Genomic DNA, 21,230 nt, shown 5'->3' on the forward strand with positions numbered 1-21,230 from the left:
GTAGAGCGCAACCTTGCCAAGGTTGAGGTCGAGAGTTCGAGACTCTTCTCCCGCTCCAGTTTTCAAGGTGGGCCGCGAGGCGCATCCAAGCAGTTCCTCTGGCGAGGTAGCAAAGAGGTTATGCAGCGGCCTGCAAAGCCGTTTAGACGGGTTCGATTCCCGTCCTCGCCTCCAGATAAGTGCATGTGATACATGCGCAAATAAAAAAGCCCACTTCGGTGGGCTTTTTTTCGTCTGTGGCGACGTCGCGGCGTATCTCTGCGCCGGCTGCAGTCGGCGATAATCAAATAAATGGTTTATATTTATTTGGTTTCCTGGAAATGACTAACCGACAGTAATCTGTGGATCCCAATAAAAATAACCATACAGGCTTTGCGTCTGACCATCGTCATTCAGGCTATATACGGCAATATAGACGTAGAAATTTTCCGTGCCCGATTTGGATACCTGCGCCGTGAAATTGGAGAAATTGCGCGATTGCTGTACGGCCGGCAAACCATTTGAGGAATCCGTATTCGGTACGGCCGCATTTCTCCGTGTAATGGTATTGGAAACAAAGGTATTGAAGACCTTGTCGCCATTCCAGTAATTGATGCCGTAGACAATGACGGCCGAATCGGCATTGTCATAGATGGAAGCGCCGGTGAACGAGACGAAGTCGCCCACATTGGCCTTGAAGCTCAGGTCGGCGGTACCTTGCCCGCTATTGATGCCGCGCAGGTCGGTGGCAATCATGTACTGGCTGGTATGCACCAGACCCACAGGCTTGGTCTGGTCGGGACTCGTCTGACGTGGATGCTGGGCCATGATCAGATCGGTGTCTATTACAACGAGAATGTTGATTGTAATATTACTGGCATATAATTGCGCGTCGGTCATGATTCCTCCTGAGTTTTCCTACTCGTCTGGCTTTTCGGATACGCCCCGTTTTTTAATGTGGTCAACAGTCTCCACCACTGCTGAGTAGAATAGTGGAGAAAATTGAATAGATACTCTCCAATTGAAACGGCGGAGATTATTTAAAATATTCCCATTAAATTGTTTTTATTTTGAAAATAAAACTATTGGAAACATTATTTGCTTGCCAGTGTCCGCTCCCGCTGCGCGCTGCCGCCCGTCCATCGGCCCGGCTGCATCTTGTATAATGTGTGCAGGCTCGGCCGCGCCGCATGGCGCTGCTGAATCTTCCTCTGTCCGCCAATCCCATGTAGTCACCGACGATTTTCCTCTGCGTGCGACCTCGGCATGGCTTCGTTTTGACGACCGCTGGCATGGCTGCGCCCGATGACTGTGCATCGCGCGCGCATTTCTCTGTTCCGACCCTGGATGTGTATCAATGATCAACGCAAATTTTCGGGATGAGTGGTTCTCGAACATACAAAAAAACGTCCTGGCGGGGTTGACCACCTCATTCGCGCTGGTGCCCGAGTGCATCGCCTTTGCCCTCGTGGCGCAACTGAATCCCCTGATGGGCTTGTATGGCGCTTTCATCATTTGCGCATTCACGGCCATCTTTGGCGGGCGCCCCGGCATGATTTCCGGCGCCGCCGGTTCCATGGCCGTCGTCATCGTGGCACTCGTGGCCCAGCATGGCGTGCAATATCTGCTGGCGACCGTGGTGCTGAGCGGCATCATCATGGCGCTGTTCGGCATCTTGCGCCTTGGGAAATTGATCCGCATGGTGCCCTACCCGGTGATGCTGGGCTTCGTGAATGGCCTGGCCATCGTTATCGCCATGGCCCAGCTAGAACACTTTCGTCAGGCCACGCCGCAAGGCGAAACCTGGCTGCAAGGCACCTCCTTGTACGTGATGGGCGCGCTGGTGCTGCTCACCATGGCCATCGTCTACGTGCTGCCGCGCATCACGAAGGCGGTGCCACCGGCGCTGGTGGCCATCCTGGGCGTGGGCGTGCTCAGCCATTTCTTGCAACTGCCCACGCGCACCCTGGGCGATCTTGCGCATATCGCCGGCGGCTTGCCGGCATTCCACTGGCCCACGGTGCCGCTGGACATGGCTACCTTGCACATCATCTTTCCGTACGCGGCGCTGATGGCCATGGTGGGCTTGCTGGAAACCTTGCTCACTTTTAATCTTACCGATGAGATGACTGAAACGCGGGGCCAGCCGAACCGCGAATGCATCGCTCTCGGTGCGTCGAACGTCGTTTCGGGCCTGTTTGGCGGCATGGGCGGCTGCGCCATGATCGGGCAGACGATGATCAACCTGAGTTCTAGCGGCCGCTCGCGCCTGTCGGGCGTGACCGCCGGCGTGATGATTTTATTGTTCATCCTGTTCCTGTCGCCGCTGATCGAGCGCATCCCGCTGGCCGCTTTGGTCGGCGTGATGTTCGTCGTGGCGCAGCAGACGTTTGCCTGGGGTTCTTTGCGCGTGCTGGGCAAGGTGCCGTTGCAGGATGCGCTGGTGATCGTCGCCGTGACGGTGATCACGGTGTTGACGGACCTGGCGCTGGCCGTGTTGTGCGGCATCGTGATTGCCGCCTTGAATTTTGCCTGGCAACATGCGCGCGACATGCGTGCCGATATCGATGACACTGGCGCGGGCGTGCGCGTGTACCTGCCGCACGGCACCCTGTTTTTTGCCTCGACCACGCATTTCCTTGAACTGTTCCAGGCGGCGACCGACCCGGCCCGCGTCATCCTCGACTGCCGGTACCTGCACATGGCCGATCACTCGGCCATCGCCGCCATCGAAGCCTTGTATGAGCGTTATGAAAAGGCGGGCAAGCATTTGCAGGTGACGCATTTGTCTCCCCGCAACCAGGCCTTGCTGCAGCGGGCTGGTGTCGATGTGAGCGTGGCGTAAAATAGGCGATTGTTGAATGTCTGTGGAGTGTGAATGCTGTCGTACGAACAAGAGCAATTATTGCAGCAAAGCCAAACGGCTTTTGATGCCTACTATGACGCGCTGGGCGCGTCGCTGGTGAACTTTGTCGAGCGCCTGGGCATCCAGCCCGCGCACGAAGTGCTGACCAATGCGGCCGAATACCTGCCGTACATCGACGCGGCCATGCGCACCATCGTCATCCGCGACGAAAGCTGGCAGTGGGTGAAAACCATGCTCGGCTACTTTATCGGCGAATACTTCGTGCAAGGCCATGCGGGTTGCTGGTATGTGGAAACGCGGGCGGAATCGCCGCATTTTTGCCGCACCATGGTGGGCGGCTTCGAGCATGGCTTGCCAGCGGACGCCGCCATTGATCCGGAGGCGCTGGCGCTGGAATTCCTGGGACAATCCGTGCCGCGCGAGCTGGCTGCACTGATCGCCCAGGCGCAAGCCCGAGCGGCTTGATGCCGCAGGGCTTGCTGAAGAAAATTTAGAACTCTTCCCACTCGCCTTCGGCCGGTGCCGTTGCCTTGCTGCTGGTGCGTGTCACGGGCAGGCGCAGGGCAGGGGCCGAGGCCTTGCGGGCTGGTGCGGCCGGGGCTGCTGGCGCGTTGCGTTGTGCCGCTTTCACGCTGAAACGGTCGGTCGCCGCCGCATTGGCGTCCAGGCGGAACACGCTGACCACCTGCGCCAGTTCGCTCGCCTGTTCCTGCATCGCTTCGGCCGCTGCCGACGCTTCTTCCACCAGCGCCGCATTTTGCTGTGTCACTTGATCCATTTCGGAAATGGCCTGGTTGACTTGCTCGATGCCCGCGCTCTGCTCTTCGCTGGCGTTGCTGATCTCGCTCATGATGGACGTGACGAAGCCGATGCTTTGCACGATTTCTTCCATCGTCTTGCCGGCCTTGTCGACCAGGTCCGTGCCCACGTCGACTTTTTGCACGGAGTCGTCGATCAAGCCCTTGATTTCTTTTGCCGCCGCTGCCGAGCGTTGCGCCAGGTTGCGCACCTCGGTTGCCACGACGGCGAAGCCGCGGCCCTGTTCGCCGGCGCGCGCCGCTTCCACGGCTGCGTTCAGTGCCAGGATGTTGGTCTGGAAGGCGATGCCGTCGATGACGGAAATGATGTCGACGATTTTCTTCGACGAGGTATTGATCTCGCTCATGGTGGCGACCACTTCGGCCACCACGGCGCCGCCGCGGCTGGCGATGCCGGCCGCGTCGCCGGCCAGTTTATTTGCCTGGCGCGCATTGTCGGCGTTTTGCTTGACGGTCGAGGTCAGTTCTTCCATCGACGAGGCCGTTTCTTCCAGCGAACTGGCTTGCTGCTCCGTGCGCGACGACAGGTCCTGGTTGCCGGCGGCGATTTCGGCCGATGCCGTGGCGATGGTGTCGGTACCGCTGCGCACTTGTCCCACGATGCCGACGAGGCTGTCGTTCATGGTTTTCAAGGCGTGCATCAGCTGGCCCGTTTCATCGCGGCCTTGCGCCGTGATGGTGCTGGTCAGGTCGCCCGCTGCCACGGTTTCCGCCACTTTCACGGCAGCGCGGATGGGGCCGGTGATCGAGCGCGTGATCCACCACGCGAAACCGATGCCCATCAGCACGGCCAGCACGCCCATGGTGATCAGGAAGACGCGGGTGCCGCTGTAGGCTTCGATGATGCTGTTGCCGACGCCGTCGGCAGCCTTGATCTGCATGGTGGCAAAGCGTTTGACTTCGGCCAGATAGGCCACGGTGATCGGCGCGACTTCCTTGTCGAACACGACCTTGGCGCCCGCCATGTCGCCATCGGCCTTCATCTTGAAGGCGCGTGCGCGCGTCGTCACATAGTCGGTGCGCACCTTGCGCACGACCTTGAATTGCTCGATCACGGCCGGGTTGAGCAGGGAGGCGACGATGTCGTCCTGCAGCTTGCTGGAACGCTCCGCATCGACTTTCAAGTCTTCCTCGATCTTGGCGCGCACGACGGGATCGGTGATCTCGAACGAGGCGACGCCGCGCACGCTGTTGAGTTCAATGATCTTCGACCATTCGGCCACCATACGCTGGTTCTTGATGCTGGTATTGATGAGACGGTAAGTCAGGTCGCTGGCCGTTTGCATGCGCACGAGGGCGGTGATGGTCAAGGCGGCAAGCAACAGCAATACGACAGCAAAGCCGACGCCAAGGCGGCTGCCGATGTTCAGGTTTTTCATGTAATTCCTAACAGTTTAATAGTCATGATCGCCGCCGCCAGCAGGGGCGGACAGGCGCCGCAAGGCGCAGGGGATCGGGGTCTTCGGGTGCCGCGTGATGGCTGTGCGGCGCGCCGCGCTGAGCGTGGCGTTGGAGGTGAAGCAAGGGGCATGTCGGTCAGGCTGACCGCTGTCCAGCAAGCCGCAAGTATAGCATTGACGCAGAGAAATAGTTTTTCAAGGCAATTTTAATTATTTTTTGATATTGATTTCCTGTTGTGTTTTTACATCAAGTACCTAGTCCATAAGTACTATCACTTACAGAAGTGCTTACTTTACGCAGGCTTGCCTGATAAAATACTAATGATAATCATTCGTATTAAAACATCGACCAGGGAATTGTATGCAGCAACGTCGCAAGCCAGGATTCAAACCGATCACCATCGCCGTACTGGGCGCCTTGACCTTGGGCGCCACGCCATTGGCGGCTTGGGCGCAGGAAAGTTTGCCAGCCGTCACCGTGACAGCATCGAAGGACAAGGATGGCTATGTCGCCGCCACCTCCGCCAGCGGCACCAAGACGGAAATGGCCTTGCGCGACGTGCCGCAGACGATCAACGTGGTGCCGGCCGCTGTCATCCGCGACCAGAACGCCATGTCGATCCAGGACATCATGAAGAACATCCCCGGCGTGGGCTTGTCCACGGGTGACGGCCAGCGCGACCAGATATTCATCCGCGGCTTCACGGCCATCGGCGACCAGTTCGTTGATGGCTTCCGCGATGACGCGCTGTATTTCCGCGACCTGTCGAATGTGGAACGCCTGGAAGTGATCAAGGGACCGGCCGCCGTGCTGTACGGCCGCGGTTCCTCGGGTGGCCTGGTGAACCGCATCACCAAGAAGCCGGGCGTGGACGTCACGGACGTGGCCCTGAGCCTGACCAACACGGCAGGGCGCCGCGGCGAAGTCGACGTGGGCCGTGTCGGCGAGACGGTGGACTGGCGCTTCACGGGGGCGCGCGAATTGTCGGACAGCTATCGCGACCAGCAATTCATCAACCGCACGGCGCTGTCGCCTTCCGTGGCCATCCGCCTGTCCGGCGCCACCAAATTGCTGCTGCAGGGCGATTACCTGGAAGACCGTCGCCTGACGGACTTCGGCATCCCGTCCTACCAAGGCCGTCCCGTCGCCGTCGATGCGGGCACCTATTTTGGCGCCGCGAATGCCCGCGATGCGGACTTCAGCCAGTCGCGCGTGGTCTCCACGGCCGCCACCCTGACGCACAAGTTCAGCGATAGCTTGTCGTTGCGCAATGCCTTCCGTTATTACGATTACCACCTGGACCGCAACAACACGAATATTTCCGGCAACGTCAACGAAGTCAAGGGCACGATGAGCCTCGGTCACGCCAAGCTGAACCGCGACGAAAGCGGCTGGTTCAACCAGACGGAACTGACGCAAAAGCTGGTCACGGGCACCTTGCGCCATGAAGTGTTGTACGGCGCCGAATTCGGCAAGCAAAACAAGGATGCATCGAGCTGGGCGTCGACCGTCGTGGCGACGAATGTGTCGATCTTCCATCCCGTCCTGCCGCAGGTCAACCGCAGCAAGCTGGGCGTGCGCAGCGATACCTTCGGTACCTACGACACGGCCGCCGCCTACGTGCAGGACGCCATCAGCATCAGCGACGAGTGGAAGGCGCTGGCCGGCCTGCGCTACGACCGCTACAAGCAGCAGTCGCGCCTGGCCAATGCGCTTGGTGTGACGACGGCCAATCTGTCGCGCACGGATTCGGCTTACAGCCCCCGCGCCGGCCTCGTCTGGCAACCGGGCGCGACGCAGTCGTACTATGCGTCGTGGAGCCGCTCGTTTCAGCCGAGCGGCGAGAACTTCGCCCTGGCCGCCAATAATGCCGACCTGGCGCCGGAAACCACGCGCAACACGGAAGTGGGCGCCAAGTACGACCTGTGGGGCGGCCGCGCCAACGCCACCGTGTCCCTGTTCCGCCTGGAACGCGACAATATCAAGACCAGCGACCCGATCACGAACCGCATCGTGCCGGTCGGCACGCAGCGCACGGATGGCCTGGAGCTGACCTTCAACGCGGACTTGCACGATGGCTGGAAAATGATGGCCGGCTACGCCTACCTGGACGCCACCATCACCGATTCCATCGCCGTCGACCGCAGCGTGAATGCGCCGGGCACGACGACGCCGAGCGCCGTCGCCATCAAGGGCAAGCGCGCTACTTTGACGGCGCGCAACATGGCCAACTTGTGGGTGACGAAAGACCTAGGCCACGGCTTCACGGTGGGCGGTGGCGCGAATGCCGTCGGCAGCCGCTTCGCCAATCAGGGCAACACGGTGGTGCTGCCAGGCTACGTGACGGCCGACGTCATGGCCGCGTACCGCACGGGCCGCTATGAAGTGCAGCTGAACGTCAACAATATCGGCGACACGCGCTACATCGTGTCGGGTCACGGTTCCAGCCCGAACCTGAGCTTGCCAGGCGCGCCACGCAATGTGGCGCTGACCTTGCGCTACAGCCTGTAACTTTTTCTGCCCCCGAAAACCCGCTTGCGAGCGGGTTTTTTTGCATGGGTGGGTAGCGATGTGCAAGCGCGCGGGGCAGGCTGGCATTGTTTAGAGGGAACGTTCGGTATCGCCAAATTAACGTTGACTAAAGGAAACCTTCTCCGGCGAACTGAGCCTTGATCGGGATTGAGGGGTAAAATGATGTCATACGGCACAGGCATGGTGCTTATATCTTAGTGATATGACACGACCACGACGCCGTATGACTTTTATTTACTCACATCATAGAGGCCTGAATATGGTTCAGATGTCCAGGCGCCAGTTCCTTCGGGTAACTGGCGCGACCATTGCTGGTTCCAGCCTCGCCCTGCTCGGTTTCGCACCGGGCCAGGCGATGGCGGAAGTGCGGCAATACAAGCTGTCTCGCACGACCGAGACACGCAATACCTGTCCCTACTGTTCGGTAGGATGCGGCGTCCTGCTGTATGGGCTGGGCGACGGCGCGAAAAATGCCGTCTCCAGCATCATCCACGTGGAAGGCGATGCCGATCACCCGGTGAACCGCGGCACCCTGTGCCCGAAAGGCGCCAGCCTGGTCGACTTCATCCACAGCCCGAACCGCCTGAAAGTGCCCGAATACCGCGCACCGGGCGGCACGGAATGGCAACCGATCTCCTGGGATGTGGCGCTCGACAAGATCGCGCGCCTGATGAAGGATGACCGCGACGCCAATCTGATCGAAAAGAATGCCGACGGCAAGACCGTCAACCGCTGGCTCTCCACCGGCATGCTTGCCGCGTCCGCCGGCAGCAATGAGGTCGGGTATTTGACCCACAAGACAGTGCGCAGCATGGGGATGCTGACCTTTGATAATCAGGCGCGTGTATGACACGGACCGACGGTGGCAGGTCTTGCCCCGACGTTTGGCCGTGGCGCGATGACGAATCATTGGGTCGATATCAAGAATGCCGACGTGATCCTGGTCATGGGCGGCAATGCAGCAGAAGCACATCCTTGCGGATTCAAATGGGTAACGGAAGCGAAGGCGCATAACAAGGCCAAGCTGATCGTTGTCGATCCGCGTTTTACCCGTACCGCATCCGTGGCAGATTACTACTGCGCCACGCGTACCGGCACGGACATCGTCTTCCTCGGCGCGATCATCAATTATCTGCTGACGAACGACAAGATCCAGCATGAGTACGTGCGCAACTACACGGACATGCCCTTCATCGTGCGCGAAGACTATGCGTTCGAGGACGGCCTGTTCTCGGGTTTCGACAAGGAAAAAGGCAAGTACACCGACAAGGCCACCTGGGATTACGAGATCGGCGAAGACGGCTATGCCAAGGTCGACCCGACCCTGGAACACCCGCGCTGCGTCTACCAGATGATGAAGAAGCACTACGCACGCTACACGACCGAGATGGTCGAACGTACGTGCGGCGTGTCGGCCGACAAGTTCCACAAGGTGGCGGAAGCCCTGGCTTCGACCGCCGTGCCGGGACGCGCCGGTACCATCCTGTACGCGCTGGGCTGGACGCACCACTCGACCGGTGCGCAAACCATCCGCACGGGCGCCATGGTGCAGCTGTTGCTGGGCAATATGGGCATCGCCGGCGGCGGCATGAACGCCTTGCGCGGCCACTCGAACATCCAGGGTCTGACCGATCTGGGCCTGATGTCGAACCTGTTGCCGGGTTACATGACCTTGCCGAACGAGTCCGAGCAGGATTTCGATGGCTATATCGCCGCGCGCGCCACCAAGCCGCTGCGGCCTAACCAGCTCAGCTACTGGAGCAATTACCGCAAATTCCACGTCAGCTTCATGAAGACGTGGTGGGGCGACTTTGCCACGGCGGACAATAACTACGCCTTCGACTACCTGCCAAAGCTCGACAAGCCGTATGACTTGATGCAAGCGATCGAGAACATGCATCAAGGCAAGATGACGGGCTATATCTGCCAGGGCTTCAATGTGCTGGCGTCCGCGCCGAACAAGCAGAAGGTCACGGAAGCGCTGTCGAAGCTGAAGTTCCTCGTCATCATGGATCCGCTGGCCGTGGAAACGGGCGAATTCTGGAAGGCGCACGGGCAGTACCACGAAGTCGATCCGACCAAGATCATGACGGAAGTGTTCCGCCTGCCGACCAGCTGCTTCGCCGAGGAACGCGGTTCGCTCGTGAGTTCCTCGCGCGTCTTGCAGTGGCACTGGCAGGCGGCCGAACCGCCGGGCCAGGCGCGCAGCGACCTCGAGATCATGTCGGGCCTGTTCCTGCGCATGCGCAGCATGTATCAGAAAGAGGGCGGCAAGTTCCCCGATCCTATCGTCAACCTGACGTGGAATTATGCGCAGCCGCATAACCCGCAGCCCGAAGAAATCGCCCGCGAATTTAACGGCAAGGCGCTGGCCGACTTGTACGATCCCAAGGATCCGACCAAGCTGCTGGTGAAGAAGGGTGAGCAGCTGGCCTCGTTTGCGCAATTGCGCGACGATGGCAGCACCACCAGCGGTTGCTGGATCTTCGCCGGCAGCTGGACGCAGGCGGGCAACCAGATGGGACGGCGCGACAATAGCGACCCGACCGGCATCGGCCAGACCTTGGGCTGGGCCTGGGCGTGGCCGGCGAACCGCCGCGTGCTGTACAACCGCGCTTCGTGCGACTTGAAGGGCAAGCCTTTCGACCCGACCCGTAAACTCATCGAGTGGAATGGCACGAACTGGAGCGGGGCCGATATTCCCGACTTCAAGGTCGATGAACCGCCGGAAAATGGCATGGGTCCGTTCATCATGCTGGGCGAGGGTGTGGCGCGTTTCTTTGCGCGTGGCGCCATGGCCGAAGGTCCGTTCCCCGAGCATTACGAGCCGTTTGAAAATCCGCTGGGCTACAACCCCATGCATCCGAAAAACCCGCAAGCGACCAGTAATCCGGCCGCGCGCGTGTTCGCCGATGACCGGAAAATGTTCGGCACGCATGAGGAATATCCGCATGTGGCCACCAGCTACCGCCTGACCGAGCATTTCCATTACTGGACCAAGCATGCGCGCCTGAATGCCATCATCCAGCCGCAGCAATTCGTTGAAATCGGCGAAGAGCTGGCGAAAAGCATCGGTGTCGTTGCCGGCGGAGAAGTGCGCGTCAGTTCCAAGCGGGGCCACATCATCGCCAAGGCCGTCGTCACCAAGCGCATCAAGGCTTTGATGATCGAAGGCAAGCCGGTGCATACCGTGGGCCTGCCGCTGCACTGGGGCTTTACGGGCGTGGCCAAGCCGGGGTATCTGATCAATACCCTGACGCCTGGCGTGGGGGATGCGAATTCGCAAACGCCGGAATTCAAGTCCTTCCTCGTGAAGGTGGAAAAAGCATGATGGGAGCTCAATAATGGCACTGCAATCCTTAGATATCCGGCGCCTGTCGGCTACCACGGTGACCCCGCCGCAAGCACGCAGCCCGGTGACGGGCACCGTGGCCAAGCTGATCGATGTGTCGAAATGCATCGGCTGCAAGGCTTGCCAGACGGCGTGCATGGAATGGAACGACTTGCGTGACGAAGTCGGCGAAAACCATGGCACCTATGACAATCCGACGGATCTGACGCCGCAATCGTGGACGGTGATGCGTTTTGCCGAACACGAAAACAATGACGGCAACCTTGAGTGGCTGATCCGCAAGGATGGCTGCATGCACTGCGAGGACCCGGGCTGCCTGAAGGCCTGTCCGGCGCCGGGCGCCATCGTGCAGTACACGAACGGCATCGTGGACTTCCACCAGGAAAACTGCATCGGCTGCGGCTACTGCGTGGCCGGCTGTCCTTTCGACGTGCCCCGCATTTCGAAGAAGGACGACCGCGCCTACAAGTGCACCTTGTGCTCGGACCGCGTGGCCGTGGGCCAGGAACCGGCCTGCGTGAAAACATGTCCGACGGGCGCCATCGTGTTCGGCACCAAAGAAGACATGAAGGTGCATGCGGAAGAACGCATCGTCGACCTGAAGTCGCGCGGTTTCGAGAACGCGGGCCTGTACGATCCGCTGGGCGTGGGCGGCACGCACGTGATGTACGTGCTGCACCATGCCGACAAGCCGAAGCTGTATTCGAACTTGCCGGAACGCCCGCGCATCAGCCCGATGGTGGGCTTCTGGAAGGGCTGGTCCAAACCGCTGGCGGTGGCCGGCATGGCCGCCACGGCCCTGGCAGGGCTGTTCCATTACACGCGTGTCGGTCCGAACGAAGTGAGCAAGGACGAAGAGCACGAAGCGCTGGAAGAGGCCAAGCGCATACGGGAGGAAGACCATGAGCCACAGTGATCTGCATGATGGAAAGCTGCGCGACAAGGATGGCAATCCCTTGATCGAACGCTACAACCCGAACGAGCGCACGAATCACTGGGTCACGGCCATTACCTTCGTCATGCTGGCCCTGTCCGGGCTGGCCATGTTCCATCCGTCGATGGCGTGGCTGGCGAATCTGTTCGGCGGCGGGCAATGGACGCGCATTCTGCATCCATTCGCCGGCCTGGTGATGTTCGTCTCGTTCGCGATCCTCGTGGTGCGCTTCTGGCACCACAACAAGTTCGAGGACGGCGACAAGCAGTGGCTGAAGCAGATGGACGACGTGCTCAACAACCGCGAAGACAAGCTTCCGAAGATCGGCAAATACAATGCCGGCCAGAAGATCCTGTTCTTCGTGCTGCTGGCCAGCATGATCGGCTTGCTGCTGTCGGGCATCGTGATCTGGCGCGCGTATTTCGCGTTCTATTTCCCGATCGACGTGGTGCGCTTTGCCGCCTTGCTGCATGCCGGTTGCGCCTTCGCCATCATCTGCGCCATCATCGTGCACATCTACGCGGCCCTGTGGGTCAAGGGCTCGATCGGCGCCATGGTGCGCGGCACCGTCACCTACGGCTGGGCGCGCAAGCACCATCCGAAGTGGTTTGAATCGGTGATCCGCAATACGAGAAAGTAGGCAGCAGGGTAGGTCGGCTTAGCTTCGCGTAAGTCGACATGCTCCGCCGCCGGCGTTTTCGTATGCCAGGGCCAGTCCCCCAGGACTGGCCCCTTTCTTTTTATCGATTAAAATACTTTTACAGCACAGCCAAATCCGCTGGCTCTGCCTTGCCTTTTTTGATGGGAAAACTCCATTGGTACAACGCATACTCCAGCCAGGCGAAATCGAAGGCCTGGACCACAACGCGATTCCGCGCCTGCTGCTGCCTCAGCCTGGCAGCCTGTTTACGGCGCGCGCCTTGCGCCTGCGCGAACTGGCGCAAGGTAACATCAAGGGCATTCCCGTCGACGCGGGCATGCAGGGCTACCTGGTGCTGATGGCAGCGCTGGCCGATGCGCAGGCGGCCGTGGTGGGAAAACTGGCGCCCGGCGCCGTGCCTGCCGCCGACCCCGACGCGCTGCGCCGCGCCATCCAGCACCGCATGCCGGTGCTGCCCGTCAGCGGCGCCCGTCCGCCCGTCTGGCGCGACATTTTCGCCAGCCTGCTCGATGAACTGGCCGCCACGGCCGCAAGCCAGCCGGCATTGTCCGGCGGCCTGACGCAGGTGCTGGCCCAGCTGCGCGCGCTCGATGCGCCAGCGCTAGACGCCTGCGCCGATGCCGTGCTTGATGAAAACGGCGACAACCTCAATCCCATGCATGCGCCGTTCGTCGCGGCCGCCCTGCAAATTCTGTGGTCGGTGTCGGCCAGCGAATTGCGCGCCGCGCGCGTGCCGGATCTGGAAACGGGCACTTTGTGCCCCGTCTGCGGTTCGCACCCGGTCGCCAGCGTGATCCGCATCGGCGGCCAGTCGCAGGGCTACCGCTATCTGCACTGCGGCATTTGCGAAAGCGAATGGCATATGGTGCGCGTAAAGTGCTCGACGTGCGAACAGAATGGCAAGATCGCCTACCAGGGCCTGGACGCGGCCGATGCAAAGCCGTTCGACCCCGTGACGGCCAAGGACGACAAGCTGCCCAACAAGGCGAACGACCCGAAGAAGGTGGCGCGCGCGGAAACCTGCGACGACTGCCACACCTACCGCAAGGTCTTCAACCAGGAACACGATTACAACGTCGAGCCGCTGGCCGACGACCTGGCCAGCCTGATGCTCGACCTGCTGGTGGGCGAAGCGGGCTACCAGCGCGCCAGCGGCAATCCGCTGCTGTGGCTGGGTAAAAGCTCGGATCAGCCGTCATGACGACGGGGCAAACCGTGCGCCTGCCGTCGGTCGACCGCATCCTGGGCGACGCGGCTTGCCTGGACCTGATCGCGCGCTATGGCCGCGTGCAGACCCTGGCCTGCGCGCGCGCCGTGCTGGCCGAACTGCGCACGGCCATGCTGGCGGGCGCAGTGTGCGAAGAGGGCGCATCGATTGCCGCCATCGCCGCGCAAATGGATGAGCGGCTGCTAGCGCAAGCGCGCCCGCAGCTGCGCGCCGTCTTCAACCTGACGGGCACCGTGCTGCACACGAATCTGGGCCGCGCGCTGCTGCCCGATACGGCCGTGCAAGCCGTGGTGGAAGCGCTGCAATGGCCGATGAATCTGGAATTCGACCTGGAGACGGGCAAGCGCGGCGACCGCGACGACCTGGTCGAGGAATTGCTGCGCGAACTGACGGGCGCCGAAGCGGCCACCATCGTTAACAACAACGCGGCCGCCGTGCTGCTGATGCTCAATACCCTGGCGCAGAATAAAGAGGTCGTCGTCTCGCGCGGCGAGCTGGTGGAAATCGGCGGCGCCTTCCGCATCCCCGACGTCATGACGCGCGCGGGCGCCGTGCTGCGCGAAGTGGGCAGCACCAACCGCACGCACCTGGCCGATTACGCAAATGGCGTGAACGAGAACACGGCCCTCTTGATGAAGGTCCATTGCAGCAATTACGCGATTACCGGTTTCACGAAAAGCGTGGAGCTCGACGAACTCGTGCCGCTGGCCGTAAAACACGGCGTGCCGACGGCCGTGGACTTGGGCAGCGGCACCCTGGTCGACCTGGCGCAGTACGGTCTGCCGCATGAAACGACGGTGCGCGAAACGATAGCAGCGGGCGCCGACCTGGTGACCTTCAGCGGCGACAAACTGCTGGGCGGCCCGCAATGCGGCGTCATCGTCGGGCGGGCAGACTTGATCGCGAAGATCAAGCGCAACCCATTGAAACGTGCACTGCGGGTCGGCAAGCTGACCCTGGCCGCGCTGGCCCCCGTGCTGCAGCTGTACCGCGCGCCGGACTTGCTGGCCGAACGGCTGACCACCTTGCGTTTGCTGACGCGTCCCGCCGCCGCCATGCGCGCGCAGGCGGACACCATGCTGCCGCTGCTGCAAGGCGTACTCGGTGCCGCCTACGTGGTCACCGCCGAAGCCATGAAAAGCCAGATCGGCAGCGGCGCCTTGCCCGTCGATCAGCTGCCCAGCTTTGGTTTGGCCATTCGCAGCGCGCCCGGCTCGCGCTTGAGCAATGCCCTGGGCGTGCTGGAACAGCGTTTGCGCGCCTTGCCATGCCCCGTGATCGGGCGCATCGGCCAGGACACTCTGTGGCTGGACCTGCGCTGCCTGGAAGCGGCGCACGAGACGGCCTTCACCGCGCAACTCGCCGAGTTGTCCGCATGATCGTCGGCACCGCAGGCCATATCGACCATGGCAAGACCACCCTCACGCGCGCGCTGACCGGCGTGCACACGGACCGCCTGAAGGAAGAGCAGGCGCGGGGCATTTCGATTGAACTCGGCTACGCCTACCTGCCGCTGGCGGACGGCACGGTGCTGGGCGTGATCGACGTGCCGGGCCACGAAAAATTCATCCGCACCATGGCTTCCGGCGTGACGGGCATCGACTTCGCCCTGCTCGTGGTGGCGGCCGACGATGGCATCATGCCGCAGACACACGAGCACCTGGCCATCTTGCAGCTGCTCGGTGTGACGCGTGGCGCCGTGGCGCTGACCAAGATCGACCGCGCCGACAGCGCCCGCGCCGCGCAGGTGGAGCTTGACATCGAAGCGCTGCTGGCCGGCACGCCGCTGGCGGGCAGCCCGATTTTTCCCACTGCCGCCAACCGCGACGACGATGCCGGCGTGGCCGTCTTGCTGGCGCATCTGACGCAAGTGGCGCGCAGCTTGCCGCAGCGCGACGAGCGGCGCTTGTTCCGCCTGGGCGTGGACCGCGTGTTCACCTTGTCGGGGCAGGGCACCATCGTTACGGGCACGGCGCTGGCGGGCCGCGCGCAGGTGGGCGACATGCTGCAGCTGGCGCCCGGCGGCGCGCCGGCGCGCGTGCGCAGCATTCATGCGCAGAACCGCGCGGCCGAAACGGGCATGGCGGGCCAGCGCCTGGCGCTGAACCTGGCCGGCATTGACCGCGAGCGCATCGAGCGGGGCAACTGGATCGTCGCGCCCGAGCTGGCGCAGTGCTCCGAGCGCCTCGACGTGGAACTGACGCTCTTGCCCGACGCGGGCGTGCAGCTGAAAGCCTGGTCGCCGCTGCACGTGCACTTGGGCGCGGCACACCAGCTGGCGCGCGCCGTCATGCTCGATGGCGAGACCCTGTCGCCGGGACAGACGGGAAGAGTACAGCTGGTGTTCGAGTCGCCCATGCACGGCGTGCCGGGCGACCGCTTCGTCGTGCGCAACGCGCAAGCCACGCAGACGGTGGGCGGCGGCATGGTGCTCGACCCGTTCGGCCCCGCGCGCAAGCGGCGCAGCCCGGCCAGGCTGGCGTGGCTCGATGCGCTGGCCGCCTTCATCGCGCACGGCGACTATGCGGCCCTGCTGGCGCAAAGCCCGCTGGGGTTGCGCGAATCGCTGCTGGTGCGCCTGTCCCTGCTGCCGGCGGCAGCCATCGCGCTGCCGCCCGACACGCGGCGCATCGCCCTGCGCGGCGGTGACGCCTTGCTGGTGGCGCCGCCGGCGTTGCTGGCGCTGCAGGAGCGCGTGCTGGAAGCTCTTGCAATCTTCCACGCGCGCGCGCCCGACGAGGCGGGGCCGGAACTTTGGCGGCTGAAACGCATCGTCGACGCGGAGATGGAAGACGCCTTGTGGAGCCATCTGGTCGAAGGCTTGCTGGCGCGCGGCGAGCTCCTGGCGCGCGGTGCCAGCCTGCACTTGCCGACGCACAGCGTGGAACTGACGCCGCAGGAGCAATCGGTGGCCGAACCCTTGCTGGCCGCGCTGGAGCAGGGGCGAGCCGATCCGCCGTGGACGCGCGACCTGGCGCGCAGCTTCGGCCTGGCCGAGGACGAGACGCGCAGGCTGTTGCGCAAACTTGCCAAGGCAGGCCAGATCAGCCAGGTCGTGCACGACCTGTTCTATCACCAGGCGGCGTTGGCCGAGCTGGCGCAACTGGTACGCACCCTGACCGAAAAAGCGGAGCTGGACGAGAGCCTGTCGCCCGGTGCCGGCGCCGTCGGTGCGGCCACCTTCCGCGACGCCAGCGGCCTGGGCCGCAAGCGGGCGATCCAGGTCTTGGAATTCTTTGACCGCGTCGGTTATACTCGCCGTGTTGGCAATGGGCATCTATTGCGCCCGCAAGCGCTGTGGTCCTATACGGCAGCCTCGCCCAACAGCTAGCTCAGGCACCGCGGAAAGCACACTCATCCGGTGATGTGGCCGGGCTTCAAACCCGGTGGAGGGCGTCAGACGTTCTCCCGTAGGTTCGACTCCTACTGTTTTCCGCCAGTTACTTTCCTCCCATCCCCTCCCGCATGGCGTTCTGCTGGCGTTGGCTTGTTGCCACGTTGCCGCAAATAGTTGATTGAATTGCCCATATGCGGCGATGCCGCTGCGGGCCGATGGTAACATCGGCTTGAATCCCCTGTAGCAGAAGAAAGCAAGCATGAAACAAGCAAGCATGGCACGGCTGCTGGCAGCGGCGCTGCTGATGCCGGCGCTGGCCGCAGCGGCCGGCCTGCGCATCGTCGGCGAGCATTTGCCGCCATCGAGCATGATGGAAGGCAATGTCGTCGTGGGACGTGAAACGCTCAAGGTGCGCGGCATCATGGCGCGCGCCGGTATCGCCTACAGCATCGAATTGCTGCCGTGGAAGCGCGCGTATGCGCAGGCGCTGCGCGAAGCCGACACCTGCATCTTTTCCACCAGCCGCACGCAGGAACGCGAAGCGCAATTTCGCTGGATCGGCCCCCTCAACGAAGCGGAATGGATACTGTATGGCCTTGCCGAGCGGCACCTCACCTTGCGCACGCTGGCCGATGCGCGCGGCCTGGTGATCGGCACGGTGCTCGGCGATGCGCGCGACGATTACCTGCGCCAGCGCGGCATGAACGTGGCGCCCGTGACGCAGGAGTGGCTTAATCCGCAAAAGCTGCTGCTGGGGCGTATCGACCTGTGGGCCGTCGGCATGGCGGTGGGCAGCAAGCCTTTCGTCGGCAAGGAGTGGGAGGGCAAGGTGGTGCCGCTGCTGACCTTCAACCGCGTGCAGACTTACCTCGCCTGCAACAAGCAATTGCCCGAGGCGCAGGTGGCGGCCATGCAGCGCGCGGCGGCCGCCATGCGCCGCGACGGCAGCATGGCGCGCGAACAGCTGCGCTGATTCAGTGCACTGATTTAGCTCTCCAGCCACTGGCGCACGCAGTTGCGTCCTTCGCGCTTGGCCTGGTACAGCGCCTGGTCCGCATGGCTGTAGGCCGTCTCGAACGGCGTGCCGGCACGGTTCCAGCTCAGGCCCACGCTGACGGTGATGGCGCGCGTGATGGGCGCCGCATGGCGCTGGCGGCCGACCGTCTCGCAGATGCGCTGCGCCACTTGCGCCGCGTCGTCGCGCGATGAGGTGGGCCAGACGACGGAAAACTCTTCGCCGCCGACCCGGCCGATGGCCGTTTCCTGTCCCAATAGCCCCTTCAGGCAGTCGACCACGGCCTGGATCACGCCGTCGCCGGCCGGGTGGCCGAAGTCGTCGTTGACCTGCTTGAACAGGTCGATATCGAGCACGATCAGCGCCATGTCGCCCTGCGCCAGGCAGCGCGACGCGTGGTCGATGACGGCGCCGCGGTTCAGGGCGCCCGTCAGCGGGTCGTGCGTGGCACGGTATTCTAGCTGGCCGGCCAGGGTTTGCAATTGACGGTTCAGCAGATGCATGTCGCGCTCGGCGCGGTCGCTGCGGCCGATCAGGCGCCGCGTCTCGCGCATCAGCCGCTCGTAGTGGACGATCAGTTCACCGAGCACGCGCCGCTGTTCCGCGCCCGAGGCATTGGCGTCGGCGTGCATGCGGCGCGCGGCAGCCAGCGCCGCCGCTTCCACGGTGAACAGGTCGGGCTCCAGGCCGGACTCGGAGAGGGCGGCGCGCATGCCCTAGCTGCCCTGCACGGGATGGTCGTGGAAGTCCAGCGCCGTGAAGTCCTGCTGCAGCTCCTGGCCGAATTCCAGGATGGTGTCGTCGTCCTCGTCGTGGTACCAGTTCAGGCGTACCTGGTTGCCATCGACGGCCGCCTGGTTCAGGGTGTCGAACAGGGTAAACAGCATCTTCGTGCTCGAGCTGTTGAAGTAGGCCAGCGAGACGTTGACGGTGATGGCAGCTTCGCGGCAGCTTTCCAGGTAGGCGCGCACGGCGGCGATCAGCGGGCCATAGAAGGCGGCCGCGTTTTCCGGATACGACTCGCCCTTGATCGACAGGGTGTGCTGCTCGAAACGGAAGTCGATTTCGGGCGAACTCGGGGTCGCGGCGATGAACAGTGGTGACGGTAATTGCATATGCTTTCCTGAGTCGGCTCTTTCAAATGATGGCTTTGATGCAGAAGATGGTGTGGCCAGGTTCCTGGGGATCCTGGACGAATTCGAATTCCAGCGGCTCGCTGGCGTCGCGCGCCATGGTGAGAAAACCCAGGCCCGCGCCCTTGCTGTCGGCCGGCGCTTCCTCGCGCAGGGCCTTTTTATAGGCCAGGCGGATTTCCTCCATCGTCATGGTGTGCAGCGGCTCCAGGCGGGCGCGGATCTGCGCCACGTTGTCCGTCGAGACGGGGTTGGCGCACAGCAGAAAAAAGCTGTCGCCGCGCGTGCCGATGCAAAACGAGCCGCGTCGCATCTGCTGGTCTAGCTGCGCATCGGGCGTCAGGCTGTCCGCGGAATAGTGCATGATGTTTTGCGACATCTCGATGAACGAGGAAAAGATGCGCCGCCGCGTGGGCCCGGCCGCGCCGGCCGTGTCGAGGCGCGCCTTGATGGTTTCGGAAATGGCGTTCACCACGTGCTGCGAGAAATAGCCCACGTAAAAAAAGATGATGTTGCGCTTGCGTGCCACATCCCAAAACTCGTTGAATTCTTCGTACAGCACGTCCGTGCTCCTGGCTAGCCGGTGACCCGGTTTCTTGTTGATAAGGTGGCTCGATGGCGCCAAAACTACAGGCGGAAACAGAAAAAGGTCAGGTCGTCGCGGCGCGGCTGCGCTCCCTGCCAGGCGGCGCTGTCCTGCAGCAGGGCCGCCGCCACGTCGCCGGCGGGAGCGTCGCGCCGCGCCAGCAGCTGCTCGCGCATGCGCCGCTTGCCGTAGGCGATGTCGCGCGCGCCGCCGATCTGGTCGAGCAAGCCGTCGGTGGTGAGGAACAGCAGGCTGCCGGCGGGAATCGCCAGCGTCTCGTTGTGCCAGCAGTAGCCGGCCGGCGTGTCGACATAGCCCACGCCCATGCGCGCGCCGTCGATGGCGCGCACGCTGTCCTCGCCGGGCGCCACCACGTGCAGCGCCAGTTTCGCCCCCGCGAAACGCAGGCTGGCGCTGGCCGTGTCGTAGCACAAAAAGGCGCAATCCATGCCGTCATTCGAGCCGGCGTGGCCGCTGGCATCGCCGCTGCCGGCGCCATCCTGGCCCAGCAAGGTCTTGATGGCGCGGCTGACGGCGCCGATCAGGGCGGCCGGATCGTGCGGTCCCAGTTCGCGCAGGGCCTGGCTCAGGGCCGACGAGGCGATCAAGGTCATGAAGGCGCCCGGCACGCCGTGGCCCGTGCAGTCGGCAATGGCGGCGAACCAGCCGCCCGCATGGCGTTCGAAAAAGTAGAAATCGCCGCCGACAACGTCGCGCGGCTGCCATTCCAGGTGCGCGTCGGGCAGGGTGGCGCGCAGTTCCGCATCGGAGGTGCGCAGCAGGGCGCGCTGGATCACGCTGGCGTAATCGATGCTGTGCATGATCTGCCGGTTCTTTTCCGCCTGCATGGTGGCGACCACGTTCATCAGCTGCAAGCCGAAGCCGACGCCGGCCAGCGCGCCATCCTCGGTGATGATGAAGCCGTCGGCCAGCGCCTTCTCGCCCGCTTCCACGGCGCGGAAGGTGAGGTCTTCGATGCTCATGGCGCCGTCGACGATCAGCGGTTCCTTGTCCATGAAGGCGATGCAGCTCTTCTTGCCGTACACCTCGTGATAGAAGGGCTTGGACATCTGCGACATGAAGATGTTACGGCTGATCAAGCCGATGGGCTTGTGCTGTTCCGTAACGGGCAGGCTCATCATGTCGCGCCGCTCCGTGAACAGTTCCAGCACGGCGAAATTGCTGGCGTCGGCCTGCACGGATTCCGTGGCGATGCACAGGTCGGACGCCACGGACGTGCGATAACGGGGAAGATGCAATCGAGAAGCGTTGAACTCCACAGCGGCTACCTTTAGATGACGGTCGGACCCTTGTTGTCGCGAAAGCAAGGCGACTGACAAACAGGCAATATCATCATGGTAGCCTTTGAATATGACGGCTTGATTACC

General features: G+C 62.7%; 16 protein-coding genes and 2 tRNA genes. 12 read left to right on the forward strand and 6 right to left on the reverse strand.

Annotation, left to right across the window (positions count from 1 at the left end):
* Positions 1–100 precede the first annotated feature (100 nt).
* A tRNA-Cys gene (locus tag SKZ59_RS06000) sits at positions 101–174 on the forward strand.
* Positions 175–324: 150 nt separating this feature from the next.
* Here SKZ59_RS06000 and SKZ59_RS06005 read toward each other — a convergent pair.
* Positions 325–879 (reverse strand): inclusion body family protein, encoded by a 555-nt coding sequence (locus SKZ59_RS06005; protein ID WP_034756648.1) that lies wholly within the window; start codon positions 877–879, stop codon positions 325–327.
* A 457-nt stretch (positions 880–1,336) separates the two neighbouring features.
* Between SKZ59_RS06005 and SKZ59_RS06010 the strand changes: the two genes are divergently transcribed.
* On the forward strand, positions 1,337–2,824 hold the full coding sequence (locus tag SKZ59_RS06010) for a SulP family inorganic anion transporter (RefSeq protein ID WP_319991093.1): 1,488 nt from the start codon (positions 1,337–1,339) through the stop codon (positions 2,822–2,824).
* A gap of 33 nt (positions 2,825–2,857) precedes the next feature.
* On the forward strand, positions 2,858–3,310 hold the full coding sequence (locus SKZ59_RS06015; RefSeq protein WP_051991793.1) for a hypothetical protein: 453 nt from the start codon (positions 2,858–2,860) through the stop codon (positions 3,308–3,310).
* Positions 3,311–3,335: 25 nt separating this feature from the next.
* Here the strand turns inward: SKZ59_RS06015 and SKZ59_RS06020 are convergent, their stop codons facing one another.
* The gene (locus tag SKZ59_RS06020; RefSeq protein WP_072452898.1) at positions 3,336–5,042 is read right to left on the reverse strand and encodes a methyl-accepting chemotaxis protein; all 1,707 of its coding nucleotides are present in this window, start codon (positions 5,040–5,042) and stop codon (positions 3,336–3,338) included.
* 382 nt (positions 5,043–5,424) lie between these two features.
* On the opposite strand from SKZ59_RS06020, the gene SKZ59_RS06025 reads away from it, so the two are divergent.
* From SKZ59_RS06025 to SKZ59_RS06065, 9 genes are all read left to right on the forward strand, one after another.
* Positions 5,425–7,575: a TonB-dependent siderophore receptor gene (locus SKZ59_RS06025; protein WP_319991094.1), complete on the forward strand. Its 2,151-nt coding sequence runs from the start codon at positions 5,425–5,427 to the stop codon at positions 7,573–7,575.
* A 280-nt stretch (positions 7,576–7,855) separates the two neighbouring features.
* A complete protein-coding gene (gene fdnG / locus SKZ59_RS06030; RefSeq protein WP_152546539.1) occupies positions 7,856–10,927 on the forward strand; it encodes a formate dehydrogenase-N subunit alpha in 3,072 nt (1,023 codons plus the stop codon).
* Between the two features lie 13 nt (positions 10,928–10,940).
* Entirely contained in the window at positions 10,941–11,864 is a 924-nt protein-coding gene (gene fdxH / locus SKZ59_RS06035) for a formate dehydrogenase subunit beta (protein ID WP_058051309.1), read from the forward strand.
* Positions 11,851–12,522 carry a formate dehydrogenase subunit gamma gene (locus SKZ59_RS06040; RefSeq protein ID WP_219327313.1) on the forward strand — a complete coding sequence of 224 codons (672 nt, stop codon included), beginning with the start codon at positions 11,851–11,853 and terminating at the stop codon, positions 12,520–12,522. Before fdxH ends, SKZ59_RS06040 begins: the two co-directional genes overlap by 14 nt.
* A 175-nt stretch (positions 12,523–12,697) precedes the next feature.
* Entirely contained in the window at positions 12,698–13,744 is a 1,047-nt protein-coding gene (gene fdhE / locus SKZ59_RS06045; RefSeq protein WP_034756667.1) for a formate dehydrogenase accessory protein FdhE, read from the forward strand.
* On the forward strand, positions 13,741–15,150 hold the full coding sequence (selA, locus tag SKZ59_RS06050) for an L-seryl-tRNA(Sec) selenium transferase (RefSeq protein ID WP_319991095.1): 1,410 nt from the start codon (positions 13,741–13,743) through the stop codon (positions 15,148–15,150). Before fdhE ends, selA begins: the two co-directional genes overlap by 4 nt.
* A complete protein-coding gene (selB, locus tag SKZ59_RS06055) occupies positions 15,147–17,102 on the forward strand; it encodes a selenocysteine-specific translation elongation factor (protein WP_319991096.1) in 1,956 nt (651 codons plus the stop codon). Before selA ends, selB begins: the two co-directional genes overlap by 4 nt.
* Before the next feature lie 12 nt (positions 17,103–17,114).
* Positions 17,115–17,210, forward strand: a tRNA-Sec gene (locus SKZ59_RS06060).
* 157 nt (positions 17,211–17,367) lie between these two features.
* Entirely contained in the window at positions 17,368–18,081 is a 714-nt protein-coding gene (locus SKZ59_RS06065) for a substrate-binding periplasmic protein (RefSeq protein WP_235194313.1), read from the forward strand.
* A gap of 14 nt (positions 18,082–18,095) precedes the next feature.
* On the opposite strand, the gene SKZ59_RS06070 is transcribed toward SKZ59_RS06065, so the two are convergent.
* The 4 genes from SKZ59_RS06070 to SKZ59_RS06085 all read right to left on the reverse strand — a co-directional run bounded on the left by SKZ59_RS06070 (position 18,096) and on the right by SKZ59_RS06085 (position 21,101).
* Entirely contained in the window at positions 18,096–18,836 is a 741-nt protein-coding gene (locus tag SKZ59_RS06070; protein WP_070305132.1) for a GGDEF domain-containing protein, read from the reverse strand.
* Between the two features lie 3 nt (positions 18,837–18,839).
* Positions 18,840–19,238, reverse strand: coding sequence for a DUF1987 domain-containing protein (locus SKZ59_RS06075; RefSeq protein ID WP_319991097.1), 399 nt, complete (start codon positions 19,236–19,238; stop codon positions 18,840–18,842).
* A gap of 22 nt (positions 19,239–19,260) precedes the next feature.
* Positions 19,261–19,818: a SiaB family protein kinase gene (locus SKZ59_RS06080; RefSeq protein WP_034756676.1), complete on the reverse strand. Its 558-nt coding sequence runs from the start codon at positions 19,816–19,818 to the stop codon at positions 19,261–19,263.
* A gap of 65 nt (positions 19,819–19,883) precedes the next feature.
* Positions 19,884–21,101: a SpoIIE family protein phosphatase gene (locus SKZ59_RS06085; protein ID WP_319991098.1), complete on the reverse strand. Its 1,218-nt coding sequence runs from the start codon at positions 21,099–21,101 to the stop codon at positions 19,884–19,886.
* Positions 21,102–21,230: the final 129 nt, after the last annotated feature.

The organism is Janthinobacterium sp. GMG2, from assembly GCF_033949445.1.
Lineage (GTDB): Bacteria > Pseudomonadota > Gammaproteobacteria > Burkholderiales > Burkholderiaceae_D > Janthinobacterium > Janthinobacterium aestuarii.